The 18,793-nt window shown below is 68.4% G+C and carries 15 protein-coding genes and 1 riboswitch; of the genes, 7 read left to right on the top strand and 8 right to left on the bottom strand.

Annotated elements, in window-relative coordinates; translation table 11 throughout:
• Positions 1–86 precede the first annotated feature (86 nt).
• From AVL48_RS37805 to AVL48_RS37795, 3 genes are all read left to right on the top strand, one after another.
• On the top strand, positions 87–755 hold the full coding sequence (locus tag AVL48_RS37805) for an acVLRF1 family peptidyl-tRNA hydrolase (RefSeq protein ID WP_061980725.1): 669 nt from the start codon (positions 87–89) through the stop codon (positions 753–755).
• A gap of 141 nt (positions 756–896) precedes the next feature.
• Positions 897–2,525, top strand: a complete 1,629-nt coding sequence (locus AVL48_RS37800) for an ABC-F family ATP-binding cassette domain-containing protein (protein WP_061980726.1) — start codon at positions 897–899, stop codon at positions 2,523–2,525.
• Positions 2,526–2,704: 179 nt separating this feature from the next.
• Positions 2,705–2,914: a helix-turn-helix domain-containing protein gene (locus AVL48_RS37795; RefSeq protein ID WP_003071237.1), complete on the top strand. Its 210-nt coding sequence runs from the start codon at positions 2,705–2,707 to the stop codon at positions 2,912–2,914.
• Here AVL48_RS37795 and AVL48_RS37790 read toward each other — a convergent pair whose 3' ends face one another.
• Positions 2,915–4,216: a glycosyltransferase 87 family protein gene (locus AVL48_RS37790; RefSeq protein WP_061980727.1), complete on the bottom strand. Its 1,302-nt coding sequence runs from the start codon at positions 4,214–4,216 to the stop codon at positions 2,915–2,917.
• A gap of 147 nt (positions 4,217–4,363) precedes the next feature.
• On the opposite strand from AVL48_RS37790, the gene AVL48_RS37785 reads away from it, so the two are divergent.
• Positions 4,364–6,229, top strand: a complete 1,866-nt coding sequence (locus tag AVL48_RS37785; protein ID WP_061980728.1) for an ABC transporter ATP-binding protein — start codon at positions 4,364–4,366, stop codon at positions 6,227–6,229.
• Between the two features lie 121 nt (positions 6,230–6,350).
• Here the strand turns inward: AVL48_RS37785 and AVL48_RS37780 are convergent, their stop codons facing one another.
• Positions 6,351–6,773 carry a YkvA family protein gene (locus AVL48_RS37780; RefSeq protein ID WP_061980729.1) on the bottom strand — a complete coding sequence of 141 codons (423 nt, stop codon included), beginning with the start codon at positions 6,771–6,773 and terminating at the stop codon, positions 6,351–6,353.
• Positions 6,774–6,796: 23 nt separating this feature from the next.
• Positions 6,797–7,525 carry a sugar isomerase domain-containing protein gene (locus AVL48_RS37775; RefSeq protein WP_061980730.1) on the bottom strand — a complete coding sequence of 243 codons (729 nt, stop codon included), beginning with the start codon at positions 7,523–7,525 and terminating at the stop codon, positions 6,797–6,799.
• 130 nt (positions 7,526–7,655) lie between these two features.
• Here AVL48_RS37775 and AVL48_RS37770 point away from each other — a divergent pair, with 130 nt between their 5' ends.
• The 3 genes from AVL48_RS37770 (at position 7,656) to AVL48_RS37760 (ending at position 10,301) form a co-directional block, all read left to right on the top strand.
• A complete protein-coding gene (locus tag AVL48_RS37770; protein ID WP_061980731.1) occupies positions 7,656–8,351 on the top strand; it encodes an alpha/beta hydrolase in 696 nt (231 codons plus the stop codon).
• A 168-nt stretch (positions 8,352–8,519) separates the two neighbouring features.
• Positions 8,520–9,719: an LCP family protein gene (locus tag AVL48_RS37765; RefSeq protein ID WP_061980732.1), complete on the top strand. Its 1,200-nt coding sequence runs from the start codon at positions 8,520–8,522 to the stop codon at positions 9,717–9,719.
• A 51-nt stretch (positions 9,720–9,770) separates the two neighbouring features.
• Positions 9,771–10,301, top strand: coding sequence for a GNAT family N-acetyltransferase (locus AVL48_RS37760; RefSeq protein ID WP_061980733.1), 531 nt, complete (start codon positions 9,771–9,773; stop codon positions 10,299–10,301).
• Positions 10,302–10,387: 86 nt separating this feature from the next.
• On the opposite strand, the gene AVL48_RS37755 is transcribed toward AVL48_RS37760, so the two are convergent.
• The 5 genes from AVL48_RS37755 to AVL48_RS37735 all read right to left on the bottom strand — a co-directional run bounded on the left by AVL48_RS37755 (position 10,388) and on the right by AVL48_RS37735 (position 18,792).
• Positions 10,388–10,843: a peroxiredoxin gene (locus AVL48_RS37755; RefSeq protein ID WP_061980734.1), complete on the bottom strand. Its 456-nt coding sequence runs from the start codon at positions 10,841–10,843 to the stop codon at positions 10,388–10,390.
• 131 nt (positions 10,844–10,974) lie between these two features.
• Positions 10,975–12,825, bottom strand: coding sequence for a putative bifunctional diguanylate cyclase/phosphodiesterase (locus AVL48_RS37750; protein ID WP_244162461.1), 1,851 nt, complete (start codon positions 12,823–12,825; stop codon positions 10,975–10,977).
• A gap of 208 nt (positions 12,826–13,033) precedes the next feature.
• Positions 13,034–14,479: a cytochrome P450 gene (locus AVL48_RS37745; protein ID WP_177242269.1), complete on the bottom strand. Its 1,446-nt coding sequence runs from the start codon at positions 14,477–14,479 to the stop codon at positions 13,034–13,036.
• Positions 14,480–14,615: 136 nt separating this feature from the next.
• Positions 14,616–16,889 (bottom strand): 5-methyltetrahydropteroyltriglutamate--homocysteine S-methyltransferase, encoded by a 2,274-nt coding sequence (metE, locus tag AVL48_RS37740; protein WP_061980737.1) that lies wholly within the window; start codon positions 16,887–16,889, stop codon positions 14,616–14,618.
• A 101-nt stretch (positions 16,890–16,990) separates the two neighbouring features.
• Positions 16,991–17,213, bottom strand: a riboswitch (cobalamin riboswitch).
• A 502-nt stretch (positions 17,214–17,715) separates the two neighbouring features.
• Complete coding sequence (locus AVL48_RS37735; protein ID WP_037344090.1) at positions 17,716–18,792, bottom strand: ribonucleotide-diphosphate reductase subunit beta; 1,077 nt, start codon at positions 18,790–18,792, stop codon at positions 17,716–17,718.
• Position 18,793 lies beyond the last annotated feature (1 nt).

The following is an 18,793-nucleotide window of genomic DNA, read 5'->3' as shown; positions in this document are numbered from 1 at the left end:
CGTCGGTACAGGTGGTCGTGAGTGGCGATTCGGGTTAGAACCCGAATCGCCACTCACGACCCAAGCCGGGCACGTACGTTGGGCACATGGTGAAAGAGCGGCAGGTGGCGGGCGGTGGCCGGGCGGTCGAGGTCGCCCCGGACCGTCTCGAAGGCTGGTACGCCCGCTTCGCCGTCCGCAACGACGGTGTCCGCTCGACAGAACTCGCGCCGGACACCGTCACGGTCGTCGCGGGCAACGGCGTCGTCGCCGTCGCGACCGTCCCCTTCGGACCGCTGAACGCCGAAGGAACCGTGGCAGGTCTCGCCGTCGGCCCGCTCGTGGAGCACGCGCTGATCCCGCGAAGTATCGCGCTCCTGCTGGCCCGTCGTGGCGGGCACAGCGTCGGGATCGCGCGCGGGGGAGTGATCGTCCGGTCCAGGACCGATCGGCATCTCGTGCAAGGCCGGTCCGCGGCCGGTGGCTGGTCGCAACAGCGTTTCGCGCGCCGCCGGGAAGGGCAGGCGCGCACCGCGCTCCGTTCCGCCGCCGAGGACGCGTTCGAAGTCCTCGTGCCACGACTGTCCGAAGTGGACGCAGTCGTGCTCGGCGGTGACGCCCGGGCATTGGAAACGCTGCGCGAGGACCGGCGGTTGGCGCCGTTGTTCGCCCGTGCGGAGCCGCGCGTCCTCGACATCGCCGAACCGCGTCGAGCGGTGCTCGACGACGCCGCCGAACGCGCCATCGCGGTCGAGATCACCCTGCGCGAGCCGTGACGTCGGGCACGGTCGGATAAAACCGGTCGACACCGGCCCGTACACTGATCGCGTGGACATCCTCTTGGAGTAGCTCCTCGCCGGCCGTCGGCCGGCGAGTCGAAGCTGTCCGCTCATCCACCCCTTTTACCGGGAGTTCCCGTGATCACGGCCTCTGGCCTGCAGCTGCGCGCTGGTTCGCGCATCCTGCTCGACGACACCAACGTCCGCATCCAGCAGGGCGACCGCATCGGCCTGGTCGGCCGCAACGGCGCCGGCAAGACCACCTCGCTCAAGGTGCTGGCGGGGGAGGGTGAGCCGTATGCGGGCGAGGTCCGCCGCAGCGGCGAGCTCGGCTACCTGCCGCAGGATCCGCGCGAGGGCGACCTGTCCGTCACCGCGAAGGACCGCGTGCTCTCCGCGCGCGGCCTCGACGCCTTGCTGCGCAACATGGAAAAGGCGCAGACCGCGATGTCGGAGCTGGCGGACGACAAGGAACGCGACAAGGCGGTGAACCGCTACAGCCGTCTCGAAGAGCGGTTCGCCTCCCTCGGTGGCTACGCCGCCGAAAGCGAAGCGGCCCGGATCTGCTCCAACCTCGGTCTCGCCGACCGCGTGCTGGAGCAGACGCTGCAGACGCTCTCCGGTGGCCAGCGTCGCCGCGTGGAGCTGGCCCGGATCCTGTTCGCCGCCGCCGAGGCGGGCGCCGGCGGCAAATCCGAGACCATCCTGCTGCTCGACGAGCCCACCAACCACCTCGACGCCGACTCCATCAACTGGCTGCGCGGCTTCCTGAAGCAGCACGACGGCGGCCTCGTGGTGATCAGCCACGACGTCGACCTGCTCGCCGACGTGGTCAACAAGGTGTGGTTCCTCGACGCGACCCGCGGTGAGCTCGACCTGTACAACATGGGCTGGCAGCGCTATCTCGACGCGCGCGCCACCGACGAGAAGCGCCGCCGCCGCGAGCGCGCCAACGCCGAGAAGAAGGCGTCCGCGCTGCAGCAGCAGGCCGCGAAACTCGGTGCCAAGGCGACGAAGGCGGTGGCCGCCAAGAACATGGCGCGCCGCGCCGAGCAGATGCTCGCCTCGCTCGACGAGACCCGTCAGGCCGACAAGGTCGCCCGGATCAAGTTCCCGGAGCCCGCCCCGTGCGGCCGGACCCCGCTCACCGCGGAGGGACTCTCGAAGTCCTACGGTTCGCTCGAGATCTTCACCGGCGTCGACCTCGCGATCGATCGCGGTTCGAAGGTTGTCGTACTCGGATTGAACGGTGCCGGAAAGACGACTCTGCTCCGGCTGCTCGGCGGAATGGAAACTCCGGATACCGGCAAGACCATTCCGGGTCACGGATTGCGTTTGGGCTATTACGCACAGGAACACGAAACGCTCGACCATGATGCGTCCGTGTGGGAAAATATCCGCCGACTCGCACCGGGTACGGGCGCGCAGGAGTTGCGCAACCTTCTCGGGTCGTTCCTCTTCACCGGTGAGCAACTCGATCAGCCCGCCGGAACGCTCTCCGGCGGTGAGAAGACGAGGCTCGCGCTGGCCGGGCTGGTGTCCAGCGCTGCCAACGTTTTGCTGCTCGACGAGCCGACGAACAACCTGGACCCGGCCAGCCGTGCCCAGGTCCTGGACGCGCTGCGCAGCTTCGCCGGAGCCGTCGTCCTGGTGACGCACGATCCGGGCGCGGTCGAGGCGCTGGAGCCGGAACGCGTGATCCTGCTGCCGGACGGAACCGAGGACCATTGGTCCGCCGATTATCTGGAACTTGTCCAGCTTGCGTGAGGCCTGCGTCCGTTCGGGTGCTTGATCGATGCCATCCGGCCACTGAAATGGCCCAATGTGATCGCGGTTTCAGCAGTTTTGCGCTCGTCGTCTGGCATTCCGGCGCTCAGTGTTCGATCATTGCGGCGACAGGGGCGCTTAATGTGGCCCAGAACACTCTCGGCGGGAAGGCGATCGACGTGGCTGATCTCAAGAAAGGCGCGCGGATCACCGGCAACACGCGTGACAAGCTGGCCGCTGACCTGAAGAAGAAATACGAGAAGGGCTCGAGCATCCGCGCTCTCGCGGAGTCCACGGGCCGCTCGTACGGGTTCGTGCACCGGGTTCTCTCGGAGTCCGGCGTCCAGCTGCGTGGTCGTGGCGGTGCCACCAGGGTCAAGAAGAAGTAGTCACGAAGAAGTAGCGGACTGCTGCGCGGGGGGCGCAGTTCCCTTCCCCGGGACCGCTGTTTCATCGGTTTCACCGCCGGGGAAGGCCAGCCTGGCACCGAGCAGGACCAGCGGATACACCAGGTAGCCGTACCTCGTCGCCGGAGTGAGCAGAATCAGCGCGCCGATCCCGACGGCGGTGCGCAAGAGCGCGTCCGACCCGGTCGCGGGGGGACGGCGGACCAGCCAGACCAGGATGGCGACGGCCGCGATCCCGAGCAGGGCGAAGGAAAACGCCGTGCCGACGGGGCCGAGCGAGGCGATGAGATGACCGGGCAACGGGCTCGCCGCCGGTGACTTGATCACGCCCATTCCCAGCGGGAACCGGAAGACGTGCTCGACGAAGGCCTTCGGGTCCACGAGATACACCGGTAAGTGCAGGACGAGTGTCGTCACCACGAGTGCCGCGGCGAATCCGCCCAGTGCGCGCGGACCACGCCGCGTGAGCAGCAGGACACCCAGCACGACAGCCGCGGGCGCGACGATGAGCTTCGCGCTGATCACCAAGGCCAGCACCAGACCCGACGCGAGCGCGCGGCCGGTCGAGGCCAGCGCGAACGAGAGAATCAGCAGGCCGACGATCGCCAGATCCGGCCCGGCGACTGCCCAGGTCAGCGCGGTCAGCGGGCAGGCGAGCGCGAGTTGCGCGGCGCTTACCGGGACTTTCGGCCACTTCAGCAGCCGCAACGTCAGCAGCACGCACGCGACGGCGGTCAGCGCGAACATCCAGCGCGCGTCGGTGAGGGCGTCGGCCAGCGGTCCGCCGCCCACCAGCGCGCGTGGCAGGCCGAAGACGGTCATCACCGGACCGTAAGGGGTGTAATCGTTTACTTCCGCCGCGCGACCGAGCGCGGTGACGTCGACGTATGGGGTTCCGTTCTCCAGCAGGAGTTTCGCCGACCGTTCGATCACCCAGACCTCGGGCTGGGCGGCCCAGGAGTCCGGCGTGATCAACCAGTCCACTCCGGTCAGACGGCGAATGACGAGCATTCCCAAGGGAAGGATCATCGCGAACAAGCCGATGGCGCCGATACTCGTCCACCGCGAGCCGAGCGCGCCGGAGGGCCGGATGCCGCGCCGCGCGGCGACCATCAGCCAGCCGGTGTGGACCACGGCGAGGCCGTAACCTGCTACGGCGAAGTTGGCCCACACGCGGTAACCGTAGAATTCCGCGACGGCCGTGTTCACCGCGGCGAAGACGAGGCAGCCCATGTAGAAGACCAGGTCGATGGTCAGTCGTCGCCGGTCTGGGTCCTTGGTCACCGGCTCAGGCTACCGACGCGGCGTCCTCCGCTGGAAAGAGGACGCGGAAACCGGGAAGCATCCGGTTTCCTTCGGTGTTGGTGCTGGTTATATCCGGGAAAAATCTCGACCAATGTCGAGGTTTACGGGGGCGAGGAGAAGGATCCCATGGACAACACGTGGTCGCTGATGAACTCGGCGATGAAGTCGGCCGATGTTCCGAAGGGGCTGCACAAGGGGACGCTCCGCCGTGTCGCGCGGTTCGCCAGGCCGCACTGGCGGAGGTTGCTGATATTCCTGGTGCTCACCGTCGTTTCGGCAGTGCTGGCGGTGAGCACGCCGGTGCTGGCCGGGAAGGTGGTCGACACGATCGTCGGCGGGCACGACGTGTCGCTGGTGGTGTGGCTGGCCGTGGTGATCGCCGCGCTGGCGCTGGTCGACGCCGGCCTCGGCCTGGCGGAACGGGCGCAGTCGTCGAGGATCGGCGAGGGGATCATCCTCGATCTGCGGGTCGCGGTGTACCGGCACGTGCAGCGGATGCCGATCGCGTTCTTCACCCGCACGCGCACCGGCGCGCTGGTGAGCAGGCTCAACAACGACGTCATCGGCGCGCAGCGCACGTTCACCGCGACACTGTCCGGTTTGGTCACCAACGTGATCCAGCTGGCCTTGTCGCTGGTGGTCATGATGACCCTGTCCTGGCAGGTCACCCTGCTGGCACTGGTGCTGCTGCCGGTGTTCATCCTGCCGACGCGGCGGCTCGGCAGGCGGATGGCCACGCTGCAGCGAGAGGCCGGGCAGCTCAACGCGTCGATGACCACGCAGATGACCGAACGGTTCTCCGCGCCCGGCGCGACCCTGGTGAAGCTCTTCGGCGATCCGGAGCGGGAAACGGGCGATTTCGGCGCCCGGGCCGGGCGGGTGCGCGACATCGGGGTGCGGACGGCGATGCTGACGCGCTGGTTCCTGACCAGCCTGACCACCGTCTCCGCGCTCGCGCAGGCACTGGTCTACGGGCTGGGCGGCTACCTCGCGCTGACCGGCGCGCTCGCACCGGGCACCGTCGTCGCACTGGCGTTGCTGCTGACCAGGTTGTACTCGCCGCTGACCGCGCTGGCGAACGTCCGGGTGGACGTGATGACCGCGCTGGTGTCGTTCGAGCGGGTCTTCGAGGTGCTCGACCTCAAGCCGATGATCGAGGAGAAGCCCGCCCCGCGCGAGCTGCCGGAAGGCCCGGTCTCGGTGGAGTTCGCGGGAGTTCGGTTCGGTTACCCCGCGGCGGACCGGTATTCGCTGGCGTCGCTGGAGGATGTGTCCACTCTGGATCACCGCGGTGGCGAGGAAGTGTTGCACGGCATCAGCTTCCGTGCCGAACCCGGCCAGATGGTGGCGCTGGTGGGCTCTTCCGGCGCGGGTAAGTCGACGATCGCCTCGCTGCTGCCGCGGCTCTACGACGTCGACGCCGGCTCGGTTCGTTTGTCCGATGTGGACGTTCGTGAGCTGAGTTTCGCCGCACTGCGCGACACCGTGGGGGTGGTGACCCAGGACGGGCATCTCTTCCACGAGACGATCCGGGCGAACCTCGAATACGCCCGGCCCGGCGTCACCGACGCCGAGATCTGGTCGGCGCTGGAGCGCGCGCGGCTGGCCGAGCTGATCCGCGAGCTGCCGGACGGGCTGGAGACCGTGGTGGGGGAGCGGGGTTACCGGCTTTCCGGCGGGGAACGCCAGCGGCTGACCATCGCCCGGCTCCTGCTGGCGCAGCCACGGGTCGTCGTCCTCGACGAGGCGACGGCGCATCTGGACTCGCAGTCGGAGGCGGCCGTCGGCGAGGCGCTGACCGACGCGCTGGAGGGGCGGACCGCGCTGGTGATCGCGCACCGGCTGTCGACCGTGCGGGCGGCGGACCAGATCCTGGTCGTCGAACACGGGGAGATCGTCGAGCGGGGGACGCACGAGGAGCTGCTGGCCCGGGAGGGGCGCTACGCGTCGCTGTACCTGACGCAGTTCTCGGAGGAGCCCGCGGCCGCGTGACCGCCGTGCTCGCGTGATGTACATGATGGCCCCCTTCCTTGCGCCAGGCGCAAGGAAGGGGGCCATCATGTACCTGCTCGAACTCGTGCCGAAATCCTCCTCACCCGCCGTGCCTCAGCGCTCACCGCGGCGGCCGGTCCAGACCCGTGAGCCGGACGACGGCCGCGAAGCCGTCGTCGGTGCCCGGCCAGTGCGCGCGGACGGCGTCCAGGCCGGCGCGGCGCACCACCCCGCGCAGCACGGCGGTGACGATGATGGCGTCGTCCGCGTAACCCAGCACCGGGATGAAGTCAGGGATGACGTCGAGCGGCAGGGCGAGGTAGGCGAGCAGCAGACCCAGCCGGATCCGCACCCCGCGCGGCAGGCTTTTGTCGGCGGCCAGCCGTCGCACCAGGCGCAGCACGTCCGGCAACAGCCGCAGCGCCTCCCGCAGCAAGCCACCACGGGGCCGGGCGGCGAGCAGCACGGCGACCAGCGCGAGCCACGTCAGCAGCAAGGCCGCACCCACGCCGATCAGCAGATCCCACCACCACGAGCCCGTCACGTCCGGCGATGGTACGGGTGCGCCTACCGCAGCGCGGGGACCCGGACGCTGTACTTGGCCAGCAGCGCGGCGTTGGCCTCGTCGCCACCGTCCACGTTGGAACTGCGCCACAGCGGGATGTCGACGCCCTGCTCCGCACCGAGGTCGACCACCTCGGCCAGGACGAGGTTCCACAGGAACGCGTTGATCACTGTGGACAGTGGCGCGGTCCGAGGGGCTTCTGGCGGGTAGCTCGCGTCGCCGGGGCGGACGTGGGAGTCGAGCACGATGTCCGCTTCTTCGATCAGCGTCGTCGCCGCGCGTTTCGGCGCCGCGGCCACGCACGCGGCCGAACTCACCGCGACGACCGAAGCACCGCGCGCCCGCGCCCCGGCGGCCAGTTCGACCGGGTACGGGTTGACGCCCGACGTCGAGAACACCACCAGCAGGTCGTCGGGTCCCGGCGCCCGCTCGGCCAGCACCTCTTCGGCGAGCCCGGACCGGCGCTCGGTCTTGGTGCTGTGCTGCGCCCCGTGCAGTGGCAGCAGCTCGGGGTGGTACACCGGATACACGCAGGCGAGCCCGCCCGCGCGGTAGAAGGTCTCGGCGACCGCGGCCAGCGAATGCCCCGCACCGGCGGTGAACACCAGCGCGTCGGCCCGGACGACCCCCAGTACCAGCTCCGCCGCTTGCCGGATCTGTGCCGCGTTACCCCGTTCGGCTTCCGCGAGCCGCTCGGAGACGTCTGCAAAACGTTCGGTGGTGCTCACCACATCCGCCCTTCCGTCTGGAGGTCAGCGACGAATGTAGCGCGTGGACCAATGGCCGAAGTGGAATACCTCGGGTCATGATCGAGGTTGACCCGATCGCTGCGGCCGGGCTTGGGAGACTGGAGGGGCCAGGGTGAGCGAGGCTGAACCCGCGGTGCGGACTTTGCGGGCGCGTGGCCGGGTCAAGGCCGTGGTGCTGGTGCTGCACGGCGGCGCGGAGCACAGTCATGCCCGCGTGGCGTGGTGGCGGCTGGCGTACCAGCGGATGGTGCCGCTGGCGAAGGACGTCCACCGTGCCGTCCGGGGGCACGGCGTCGAAGTGCGTCTTCTGCGCAATCGGATCTACGGCTGGAACGAGCAGGGCGTCGACGCGCTCGCCGACGCGCGATGGGCGTTGAAACAGCTCCACGACGATCACCCTGGCGTGCCGGTGATCCTTGTCGGCCATTCGATGGGCGGGCGGGTCGCGCTTCGCGTCGCGGACGACCCGGCCGTCGTCGGCGTCTGCGGGCTGGCTCCGTGGACACCGCCGGGTGAACCCATCGGCGCCCTCGAAGGGCGTGCCGTGCTCATCGCACACGGCACCAAGGACCGGATGACCGATCCGGTGGCCTCACACGCTTTCGCGGAACGAGCCGAAAAGGTGACATCGCGGTCCGCGCGATTCGAAATCGGCGGTGAAGGGCACGCGATGCTACGACGATCCCGCGTTTGGAACCGTCTCGTACGGGCCTTCACCCTCGAGCTGATCGAAGCCGGGGGGACGGACGAAACGGTGCGCGGGGCTTGGGGCCGGCCGAGCTCGGAACGGCTGCGGATCCCGGTCTAGGCCGGGGGTGGAAGAGATTCATCCAGCGGTGGGACGAAATCGCCGAACTGGGTTTCGCCGACAACGACCGGTGAAACGCCACCCAACCGATACGGGGTGCCGCACGTCCTTCACTTAGGGTCTGCGGTTGACTGGCCCTACACGCGAAATCGGGACGGGTGATTCGGCATGACGTATGGAGGCGACGACCGAGGGCGACGGATGCCGCCACAGCGGCCGCCGTCCGGCCGCCCCCGGCAGCATCAGCCGGCGCAGATGATGCCGCTGCCGGGCCGGGGGAGCAGTCCGTACGACGAGCGGACGAAGCCGATGGGCTACCGGGGCGAGGAACGCCCCGCCGGTCCGCCACCGCGACGTCCAGGGCCTCCTCCCGGCCGCCCCGCCGACGGCGCGCGCCCGCCGCGCCGCCGTCGTCGCTGGGGCTTCGGCAAGGTGCTGCTCACCCTCCTGACCGTGTTCGTGGTGTTCCTCGCCAGCGTGTGGGTGTACCTGGAGTTCTCCATCAACCGCGTCGACGCGCTGGCCGACTACGCCGGCCGCCCCGCCGCGGCCGAGGGCACCAACTGGCTCATCGTGGGCTCCGACAGCCGGGACGGGCTGACTCCCGAGGAGCAGGAAAAGCTCGTCACCGGCGACAGCAAGGCCGCGGGCGGAGGCAGGCGCACCGACACCATCATGGTCGCGCACGTCCCGGACAACAGCACCAAGCCGACGCTGCTGAGCCTCCCGCGTGACTCGCAGGTGAAGATCCCCGGCCACGGTACGAACAAGATCAACTCCGCGTTCGCGATCGGTGGGCCCGCGCTGCTCGCGCAGACCGTCGAAGGCGCCACCGGCCTGCGCATCGACCACTACGCCGAGATCGGGTTCGGCGGATTCGCCAAGATCGTCGACGCGATCGGCGGGGTCCACATGTGCGTCGAGAAGCCGATGGAGGACACCCTCACCGGGATCAAGATCCCCGCGGGCTGCCAGGACCTCCAAGGTCCGCAGGCACTCGGGTTCGTCCGCATGCGACACAGTGAAGCGACCCCGCGCTCGGACCTCGACCGCGTCGCCAACCAGCGGAAGTTCATCGGCGCGCTGGTCAGCGAGATCAGCAGCCCCGGCACGCTGCTGAACCCGTTCTCGCTGTTCCCGCTGCTGTCGACCGCGCCGGACGCGCTGACCATGGACTCGGGCGACCACGTGCACAACCTGGTGGGACTGGCGCTGGCCATGCGGGGGATCTCCTCGGGCGGCGTGGTCACCACGACGGTGCCGGTGACCAACGGGTCGGCGGAGAACTGGGACAAGACGAAGTCGAAGCTGTTGTTCGACGCGCTGAAGAACGACACGGTGATCCCGGACAGCGCGATCCTCACCTGAGGCGCCACAAAAACAGCGGCGTGCCGAGCCATCGTCCGGCACCATGAGGCGATGGAAGCGCCCGCCGAAACCCTCACCGACGACGTCATCGTGCTGCGCCGCTGGAAGCCGGAGCAGCTCGGCACGCTGGCGGCGGTCGCGGGGGACTCCGCGGAGCACCTCGGGGCTTGGATGATCTGGGCCGCCAACGGCTACGGCCGCGAGGAAGCCGCCGAGTTCCTCGAAGCCAGCGCGCGGAACTGGGCCGAAGGCAAGTGCTACGACTTCGCGATCCTCTTCGAGAAGGATCTCGTCGGCGGTACCGGCATGATCTCCCGGCCGTACGGGATCGAGATCGGCTACTGGCTCAGCCACCGTCACACCGGCCGGGGGTTCGCGACCAGGGCGGCCCGGCTGCTGACCGACGAAGCCTTCCGCCTCGGCGCGCCGGAGGTCGCGATCCGGCACGACGAGAAGAACGTCGCGAGCGGTGCCGTGCCCGCCCGGCTGGGGTTCACGATGACCGGCTCCGAGGCCGCCGAACCGCCACTCGCCCCCGCCTGCACCGGCGTCCATCGGGTCTGGCGGCTCAAGCGCCCCTGAGGCGAAGAAGCTGGAAAGTCCGTGAAGGCCTCCTTCCCTACCTTGAGAGTGGGGAAGGAGGCCTTCACGGAACCGCCACCTTGGCCTTACTCCTTACGCGCGCGCAAGGCCGCGAGTGCCTTGTCGGCGTGCACGGTGAACTTCAGCTCGCTCTTGATCACTTCGAGCACCTTGCGGTCGGTGTCGATGACGAACGTGTGCCGTTTGGCGTGCAGCGGGCTGAATTTGCGCCAGACCCCGAACTGCCTGGCCACCACACCGTCCACATCGGACAGCAGCGGATAGTCGAAGCCGTGCTTGGCCGAGAACTCCTGCTGTTTGGCGACGGCGTCCGGGCTGATACCGACCCGGTGCGCGCCCACCTCGGCGAATTCCGCGGCGAGGTCGCGGAAGTGGCAGCTTTCCGCGGTGCAGCCACTGGTCATCGCGGCGGGATAGAAGAACAGCACGACCGGGCCGGAGGAGAGGAAGTCCGACAGCGTGCGCTCCTCGCCCTTGTCGTCGGGAAGGGTGAAGTCCGGGGCGGTGTCACCTTGGTCCATGGACGGATCCTGTCACGTCAGTGAGCGGAGCCGAGGTGCGCCCGAGAAAGTGACCGTACGCGTGAACCCACCCGGCCGAAGACCCCGCTGCCGACGTCGATCGCGGCCGCGGGTTCACCGAAGAAAACACGTCAGTGGGCGTGCCGTTCGATCAGCTCGTCGACCTCGTCCCCGGTGGCGGAGTCGGCGACGAACGGACCGCGCGCCGCGAGCACGCCGTACCGTCGCAGCCGCTCGGCCTGGTCGTGACTGCGGACGCCTTCCGCGCCGATGCGCAGCTTCAGCTCCTTGGCGCGGGCGACCAGCTGGCACAGATGCCGTACGTCGGCCTCGTCTTCGCGGTCGGCCAGCGCGTCGACCACCGCGCCGGAGAGGATCACGTGGCGGACGGGCAGCCGATGTTGCGGGATCAGCTCCAGATCGGCCGAGCCGGAGATGGTCAGCACCAGCTGGGCACCCAGATCGGCCAGGACGGCGAAGGAGTCCAGCACCTCACCGCAGCGCGGGTCGAGGACGGATTCGCGGTCCGTGCAGAGCCGCAGTGCCTGCGCGGGGAGGTTGTGGCGGTCGAGCTGTTCCTTGACCAGCAGCACCAGATCGGGGTCGATGGCCAGCCGGTTCGGCAGCCGCACGCAGACATCCGGCGCGGCCTCGCCGAACCGGCTCCGCCAGCGTGCGGTGGCGGCGAGCGATTCGGCGAGCAGCCACCGGCCGAGCGGGATGGTCATCCCGGTGATCTGTGCCAGCGGATAGAACTCGTCGGAGTCCAGTTCGCCTTTCTCCGGATGGTTCCAGCGTAGTCCGGCGTTGACCGCGGCCAGCTGATCCGGATTCGCGAGCTTCACCGTCGGCTGGTAGATCAGCGAGAATTCACCGTTCTCCAGCGCGCCCGCGATGACCGCGCCGAGCTGGTAGCGGCCGCGGTCGCGGGCGTCGAGTTCCGGGTCGAACAGCATCCACTGCGCCTTGCCCGCCTCCTTGGCGCGGTGCAGGGCGATCTCCGCGGCGCGAAGCAGATCCTTCGGACCGCCTTCGGCGACCGGGCGGACGACGATGCCGGCGCTCGCGCTGACCCCGATGCCGTGCCCGCCGAGGTAGATCGGCTCGGCCAGTTCCTCCAGCGCCTGCTCGACCAGCGCGATCACCTGGGGTGAGGTGAACTCGCCGCGCAGGAGGACGGCGAACCCGTCACCGGACAGCCGGGCGACCGAACCGTTGTGCCTGCCGGTGAACACGGATTTGAGCTTGGCCGCGACCCCGCGCAGCACCTGGTCGCCGACACCGGCGCCGAGCCCGTCGTTGATCACCTTGAAGCCGTCGACGTCGAGGTAGACGAGCGCGACCTGCTCGCCGCCGGAGCCGGCCAGCGCGGTTTCGAGGGCGTTGTCGAACGCGGCCGCGTTCGGCAGTCCGGTCAGCGGGTCGTGCACGTTCTGGTGCAGTAGTCGTTCCTGCAACAGGTGGATTTCGTTGGCGTCGGAGACCATCAGCACCGGGTAGGTCGAGCCGGGCCGGTCACCGGGCAGGTCGGTCAGGGTGACGTCGACCCAGAGCGGACCTTCCTCGTGGTGGTCCAGCAACAGGCGCTCCTGCTGGGTCGGCCTGCTGGACTTCATCAGCTGCGAGAGCCCGTTCCGCAACCGGGCGATGTCGTGGTCGGCCGAGCCGAGGTCGGCGATGTTCCGCCCGCGCAGCGCCGAGGGACGGTAGCCGAGGAGCTGGCCGAGCGCGTCGTTCGCCTCGACGATCCGGCCGTCGGAATCGGCGAGCGCGATCCCGATGGGCGAGGCGGAATAGAGCTTGGAGAAACGCTGGACAGCGGGCCGGTGGTCGGGCTCGGCCCGGACGGCGTCCTGCGCGACGCCGAGCAACAGCTGTTCGAGTTGCTCTTGGGGAAGCGATACTCCTTTAGTGTCAGCGAGCGTCGCGGCCCATCTCCGAGCGACGTCCACCAACCCTGGCGCGGCACCAGGCTCAGGCACACTTCACCTCTTCATGCGCGGTTAATGGCCAGCTCAGACGGGGTGTCCGGGCTCAGTGATCCACACTAGGTATGAGCCGACCGGGAATAGTGCCACGGCATCACGCGCGCTACGGGGTGTCTACCGGCTGAAAGGGTGATGACTACTACACGAGTGGTGACCAGAAGTTACCAAGAGTACTCGATCGTGGGGAGCTGTTGATCGAAATTCAGCGCGCCGTCAGCCGGACCGGCAGGCCGTCCGCGGGAACGGGCAGCGAGACGTAGTCCCAGCGAGCGGTGTAGTCCTCGGGGACCGACCATCGATACGCGCGCAGCATCTCGTGCAGCAGTGCCTTCACTTCGAACGTGCCGAAATGCAGCCCGACGCACTTGTGCGCGCCGCCGCCGAACGGCATCCACGCGTAGCGGTGCGACTTGTCTTCGCGCCGTTCTTCGCTGAAGCGGCCAGGGTCGAAGCGCATCGGGTCGGTCCAGTGCTCCGGCGCGAAATGGTTGACGGTGGGGGAAATCCCGACCAGTGTCCCTTCTGGAATGAAGTGCCCGAGAACTTCGGTGTCCTTCACGGTTTTCCTGGCCAGGGACGGCACCGGGGCGACCAGCCGCAGTGATTCCTTGATGACCAGGTCCAGCGTCGTCAACGTCTCCAGCGCCTCGATGTCCGGCACGTCGTCGCCGAGCGCGAGGGATTCCCGGCGCGCGCGTTCCTGCCACTCGGGATTCTTGGCGAGGTGGTAGACGGCGGCGGCACTGGTGATGGTCGAGGTGTCGTGCGCCGCCATCATCAGGAAGATCATGTGGTTGACGACGTCGGCGTCGGTGAAGCGATCACCGTCTTCGGTGGTGGCGTGGCACAGCGCGGTGAAGAGGTCGTCGCCTTCGCTTCGCCGTTTCGCGGGCAGGTTCGCCGAAAAGTAGCGTTCGAGCACCTTGCGGCCGTGCAACCCCGCCGACCAGCGCCCGCCGGGAACGGGGAAGCGCACGATGGCCGTGCCGGCGCGCACGGAGTTCACGAACGCGCGGTTGATCGCGGCCGCGTCGTCCCCGGAGCGCATGCCCATGAACACACGCGTCGCGACGTCGAGCGTGAGTTGCTTGAGGGACCAGTAGATCCGGGGATGGGGCCGGTCCGCCCAGGCCGCGACGCCTTCGCGCAGCGCCGGTCCCATCTGGTCGACGTAGCCGGTGAGCCGTTGCCGGGTGAACGCCGCCTGCATGATCCGGCGGTGCAGATGGTGCTCGCCGAAGTCGAGCAGCATCAGGCCGCGGTCGAAGAACTGTTCGATGAAGAACTTCCAGCCCTCTTGGGAGAAGGCCTTGTCCTTGTTCACCAACGCGATCTGCGTGGCCTCGGGGCCGGAGAGCGCGACGATGCGGCGGCCGAACGCGCCCATCCACGACACCGGACCGTAGGTTTCGTAGCGTTTGAGGCCGAACTCGATGCCGAAGCGCATGAAGTCCAGTGCGTGCCCGATGACGGGCGGGCCTTCGTCGCCGAGAACGGGTTTGAGGCCCGGCGGGGCGGGCGCGAGTTCGCGGACCGGCCAGGTCGCGCCGAGCCAGCGCTGGTCGACCGAACGCGGCAACGGGATCGAGGTGAGTGGTGGGACCCGTTCGCGCAGTGCCCCGGTGACCTTTTCGACCGTGTTCGCCATGGTGACCATCTCCCCGTCGAGACCGGTTGCGGCTCCACCATCGCACCCTTATTGACGTCCTGACAATACCCCGGCGGAAGGACATGAAGGCCTCCTTCCCTCGGCTCAGCCGAGGGAAGGAGGCCTTCACGGAACGTCAGGAAAGCTCGGCGCGGACCATCCGGGCGGCCGCGACCAGGTTCCGCAGGGCGGGTTCGACCTCGGCGTAACCGCGGGTCTTCAGGCCGCAGTCCGGGTTGACCCAGAGCCGCTCGGCGGGCACTGCGCCGACGGCGGTCCGCAGCAGCCCGCCGACCTCGTCGACGTCCGGGACACGGGGCGAGTGGATGTCGTACACACCCGGCCCGACGCCGCGGCCGTAGCCCGCCGCGCCGAGATCGGTGACGACCTCCATCTTCGACCGCGCGGCCTCGATACTGGTGACGTCGGCGTCGAGCGCGTCGATCGCGCTGAGGACCTCGCCGAACTCCGAATAGCACATATGGGTGTGGATCTGGGTCGCGTCGTCGATCCCGGACGTCGCCAGCCGGAACGACGAGACCGCCCAGGCGAAGTACGCCTCGTGTGTCGCGGCACGCAACGGGAGCAGTTCCCGCAGGGCAGGTTCATCCACCTGGATGACGCGGATGCCCGCCGCCTGCAGGTCGTGCACTTCGTCGCGGATGGCCAGCGCGACCTGGCGGGCGGTCTCGCCCAGCGGCTGGTCGTCGCGGACGAACGACCACGCCAGGATCGTCACCGGCCCGGTCAGCATCCCCTTGACCGGCTTCTCGGTCAGGTTTTGCGCGTAGCGGGCCCACCCGACGGTCATCGGCTCCGGCCGTGAGACGTCGCCGTACAGGATCGGCGGCCGGACACAGCGCGAGCCGTAGGACTGCACCCAGCCGAAGTCGGTGGCGGCGAATCCGGCCAGCCGCTCGGCGAAGTACTGCACCATGTCGTTGCGCTCGGGCTCGCCGTGCACCAGTACGTCCAAGCCGAGGTCCTCCTGCAGCCGGATGACGCGTTCGATCTCCGCCTTCATCGCGGTCCCGTACCCCGCGTCGTCCAGCGTGCCGGCCTTGTGCGCGGCGCGCGCCTTGCGGACGTCGGTGGTCTGCGGGAACGAGCCGATCGTGGTGCTCGGCAACGGCGGGAGCTTCAAGGCTTCCTGTTGTGCCGCCGCGCGTCGCGCGTAGGGGGAGCGGACGGAGTGTTCCGGGCGCAGCGATTCCAGCCGGGCGCGGACTCCGGCGTCGACCAGTTCGGTCGCGGACACGCGGTCGGCGGCCGCGGCACGGGCGGCCGAGAGGTCGACGCCTTCTTCCTTGAGCGCCCGGCCGAGCAGGACGACCTCGTCCACCTTCTGCTTGGCGAAGGCGAGCCAACCTTTCAGGCGCGGATGGAGCCCGGTCTCACGTTCGACGTCGTAGGGCACGTGCAGCAGCGAACACGACGTCGAGACGCTGACCGTCCTCGCGGTCCCGAGCAGCCTCGCCGCCCGGCTGAGCGCACGAGTGGGATCGGTGCGCCAGACGTTGCGCCCGTCCACGACTCCGGCGAGGAGCTCCTTGTCGCGCAACGCCGGCTCGGCCGCGACCGCGTCCACAAAGGACTCGTCGCTGACGAGATCGACGGCGACCGCGTCGATCGGGGAACGGGCGAGTACGCCCAGCCCGCGACCGAGTCCGCCGAAGTACCCGGCGACCAGGATCTTCGGCCGTGCGGTCGCCTTCGCGAGCCGATGGTAGGCCCGGATGAGCGCGTTGAGTTCCCGCTCGGTGCGGTCCGCCGCGAAGGCGGGTTCGTCGAACTGCACCCATTCGACGCCTTCGTCATACAGGCGCCGCAGCAGTTCGACGTAGGCGTCGAGGAGATTGTCGAGCAGCTCCAGCGGCCGAAAGCCCTCCGGAGCGCCTTCGGTGGGCTTGGCGAGCAGCAGGAACGTCACCGGCCCCACCAGCACCGGCCGCGTTGCGACGCCGATCGCGCGGGCCTCGCGGTACTCGTCGAGCGGCTTGGTGCCGCTGAGCGCGAACGTCGTGTCAGGCCCGAGTTCGGGGACGATGTAGTGATAGTTGGTGTCGAACCACTTCGTCATCTCCATCGCCGGCGCGTCCTGCACCCCGCGCGCGGCGGCGAAGTAGGTGTCGAGTGGCGAAAGGCCGAGTTTCGTGAAGCGCTCCGGCAGCGCGCCGAACAGTTCGGCGGTGTCGAGCATCTGATCGTAATGCGAGAACGTGTTGGAGGGGACGGAATCCAGTCCGGCGTCGGTCAGCTCCCGCCAGGCCCGGACGCGCAGCGCACGGCCGGTCTCCAGAAGCACGGCCTCGTCGCTCTTGCCCGCCCAGTAGCTTTCGAGCGCACGCTTGAGTTCCCGGTCCGGGCCGATCCGGGGGTAGCCCAGCACAGTGGTGCCGATTTCGGTCACAGCTCTCTCCTCGCGAGCTTGTCGTCAGAGCCCGGAGCGCGCGCAGGAGTGACCGCTGTTCGGTCGTGCCCATCCCACGAGGCCCGGACTCACGCACGCCGTCGGCGCGCGTACCACGGGCAGGTCTTCGGACTCGTGGGCGACTCACTCGCTCCTACCGGCCGTCGCTTCCCGGGGCGCCATGTCCCAGTGCTTTACCGTGTCTCGCACGGTGACGGCTTTCGTTCCCACATACCGCTGCGGGGCAGTCCCGGATTCCCACCGGGTTCCCTGTTACCTCGACCGGCCGGGGAGGCCGGGCGAACCAGTAGCACTGTGGAGCGTACTCAGGGCCGCTACCCCTCCGCCGGACATGTGATGAACCTCCGTCGCGGTGGCGAACGTGGCGTGTCCGTGAAGGCCTCCTTCCCTACTCTCAGGGGCAATGCCGGAAACTTAAGCCAGGTAGGACGGGTGCGATTCAGCCGTATTCGCCCTGCTCAGACGGTCTCCGGAAGGGCTGCGGCTGGATTTGGCGTGGAAAGTTTCAGGGAATGGTCGGGATCTAGCGTTGGCCCGGCCGAGGGGATGCCATGAAGGCCTCCTTCCCTACTTTCAGGGTAGGGAAGGAGGCCTTCGCAACCTCAAAAATACGGACCAACCGGACATTTACCAAGGACTACGTCCTTTATGGACAGTCCGAGGATCTCTAGCCCCGCAGCTTAAGTTCCTGGCATTGACTCTCAAGGTAGGGAAGGAGGCCTTCACGGACTTCCCGGCTGGAGGCGCGTGAAAAGGCCCGCCCCGCGCGAGTGCGCGGGGCGGGCCTTTTCGTCAGCTCAGGGGATCAGTCCCAGTCGAGGGCGCCACCGGACTGGTACTCGATGACGCGGGTCTCGAAGAAGTTCTTCTCCTTCTTGAGGTCCATCGCTTCCGACATCCACGGGAACGGATTCTCCGTCTCGCCGAAGATCGGCGCGAGGCCGATCTGCTGCGCCCGCCGGTCGGTGATGAAGTGCATGTACTGCTCGATCAGTTCGGCCGAGAGGCCGAGCATGCCGCGCGGCATGGTGTCGCGGGCGTAGGCGACCTCAAGCTCGCATGCCTCGGTCAGCATCGTCCGGATCTCCGCCTGGAACTCCTCGGTCCACAGGTGCGGGTTCTCGATCTTGATCTGGTTGATGCAGTCGATGCCGAAGTTCAGGTGGATCGACTCGTCGCGCAGGATGTACTGGTACTGCTCGGCGATCCCGATCATCTTGTTCCGGCGGCCGAGCGAGAGGATCTGCGCGAAGCCGGTGTAGAACCACATGCCCTCGAAGATCACGTAGAAGGCGACCAGGTCCCGCAGGAAGTTCTGATCGGCTTCCGGGGTGCCGGTCTCGAAGTCCGGGTTCTCCAGGTTCTGCGTGTACTTCAGCGCCCACGCGTCCTTGTCCGAGATGGACGGGACCTCGCGGTACATGTTGAACAGCTCGCCCTCGACCAGGCCGAGGCTCTCGCAGATGTACTGGAAGGTGTGCGTGTGCACGGCCTCCTCGAACGCCTGGCGCAGCAGGTACTGGCGGCATTCGGGGTTGGTGATCTGCCGGTACACCGCGAGCACGATGTTGTTGGCAACCAGCGATTCCGCGGTGGCGAAGAAGCCGAGGTTGCGCTTGAGCATGGTGCGCTCGTCCTCGGTGAGGCCGTCGGGCGACTTCCACAGCGCGATGTCGGCCTGCATGGCGACCTCGGTCGGCATCCAGTGGTTGTTGCAGCCGGCGAGGTACTTCTCCCACGCCCAGGTGTACTTCATCGGCAGCAGCTGGTTGACGTCGGCTCGGGCGTTGATCATCCGCTTGTCGTCGACGTTGATCCGGGCGGCGCCGACTTCGATCTCACCGAGGCCGGTGGCGTCGGCGGAGGCGTCAAAGGTGGTCATA

The sequence above is a fragment of the Amycolatopsis regifaucium genome (assembly GCF_001613935.1).
Taxonomy (GTDB): Bacteria; Actinomycetota; Actinomycetes; order Mycobacteriales; family Pseudonocardiaceae; genus Amycolatopsis; species Amycolatopsis regifaucium.
Note: the sequence above shows the minus strand (reverse complement) of the source record. Positions and strands in the feature narration are given on the sequence as shown.

Excerpts from the sequence above, each read along its gene's own strand:
- AVL48_RS37805 (WP_061980725.1), top strand. The coding sequence starts at position 87 with ATGGTGAAAGAGCGGCAGGTGGCGGGCGGTGGCCGGGCGGTCGAGGTC.
- AVL48_RS37785 (WP_061980728.1), top strand. The coding sequence starts at position 4,364 with ATGGACAACACGTGGTCGCTGATGAACTCGGCGATGAAGTCGGCCGAT.
- AVL48_RS37765 (WP_061980732.1), top strand. The coding sequence starts at position 8,520 with ATGACGTATGGAGGCGACGACCGAGGGCGACGGATGCCGCCACAGCGG.
- AVL48_RS37760 (WP_061980733.1), top strand. The coding sequence starts at position 9,771 with ATGGAAGCGCCCGCCGAAACCCTCACCGACGACGTCATCGTGCTGCGC.
- AVL48_RS37755 (WP_061980734.1), bottom strand. The coding sequence starts at position 10,843 with ATGGACCAAGGTGACACCGCCCCGGACTTCACCCTTCCCGACGACAAG.
- AVL48_RS37745 (WP_177242269.1), bottom strand. The coding sequence starts at position 14,479 with ATGGCGAACACGGTCGAAAAGGTCACCGGGGCACTGCGCGAACGGGTC.
- AVL48_RS37735 (WP_037344090.1), bottom strand. The coding sequence starts at position 18,792 with ATGACCACCTTTGACGCCTCCGCCGACGCCACCGGCCTCGGTGAGATC.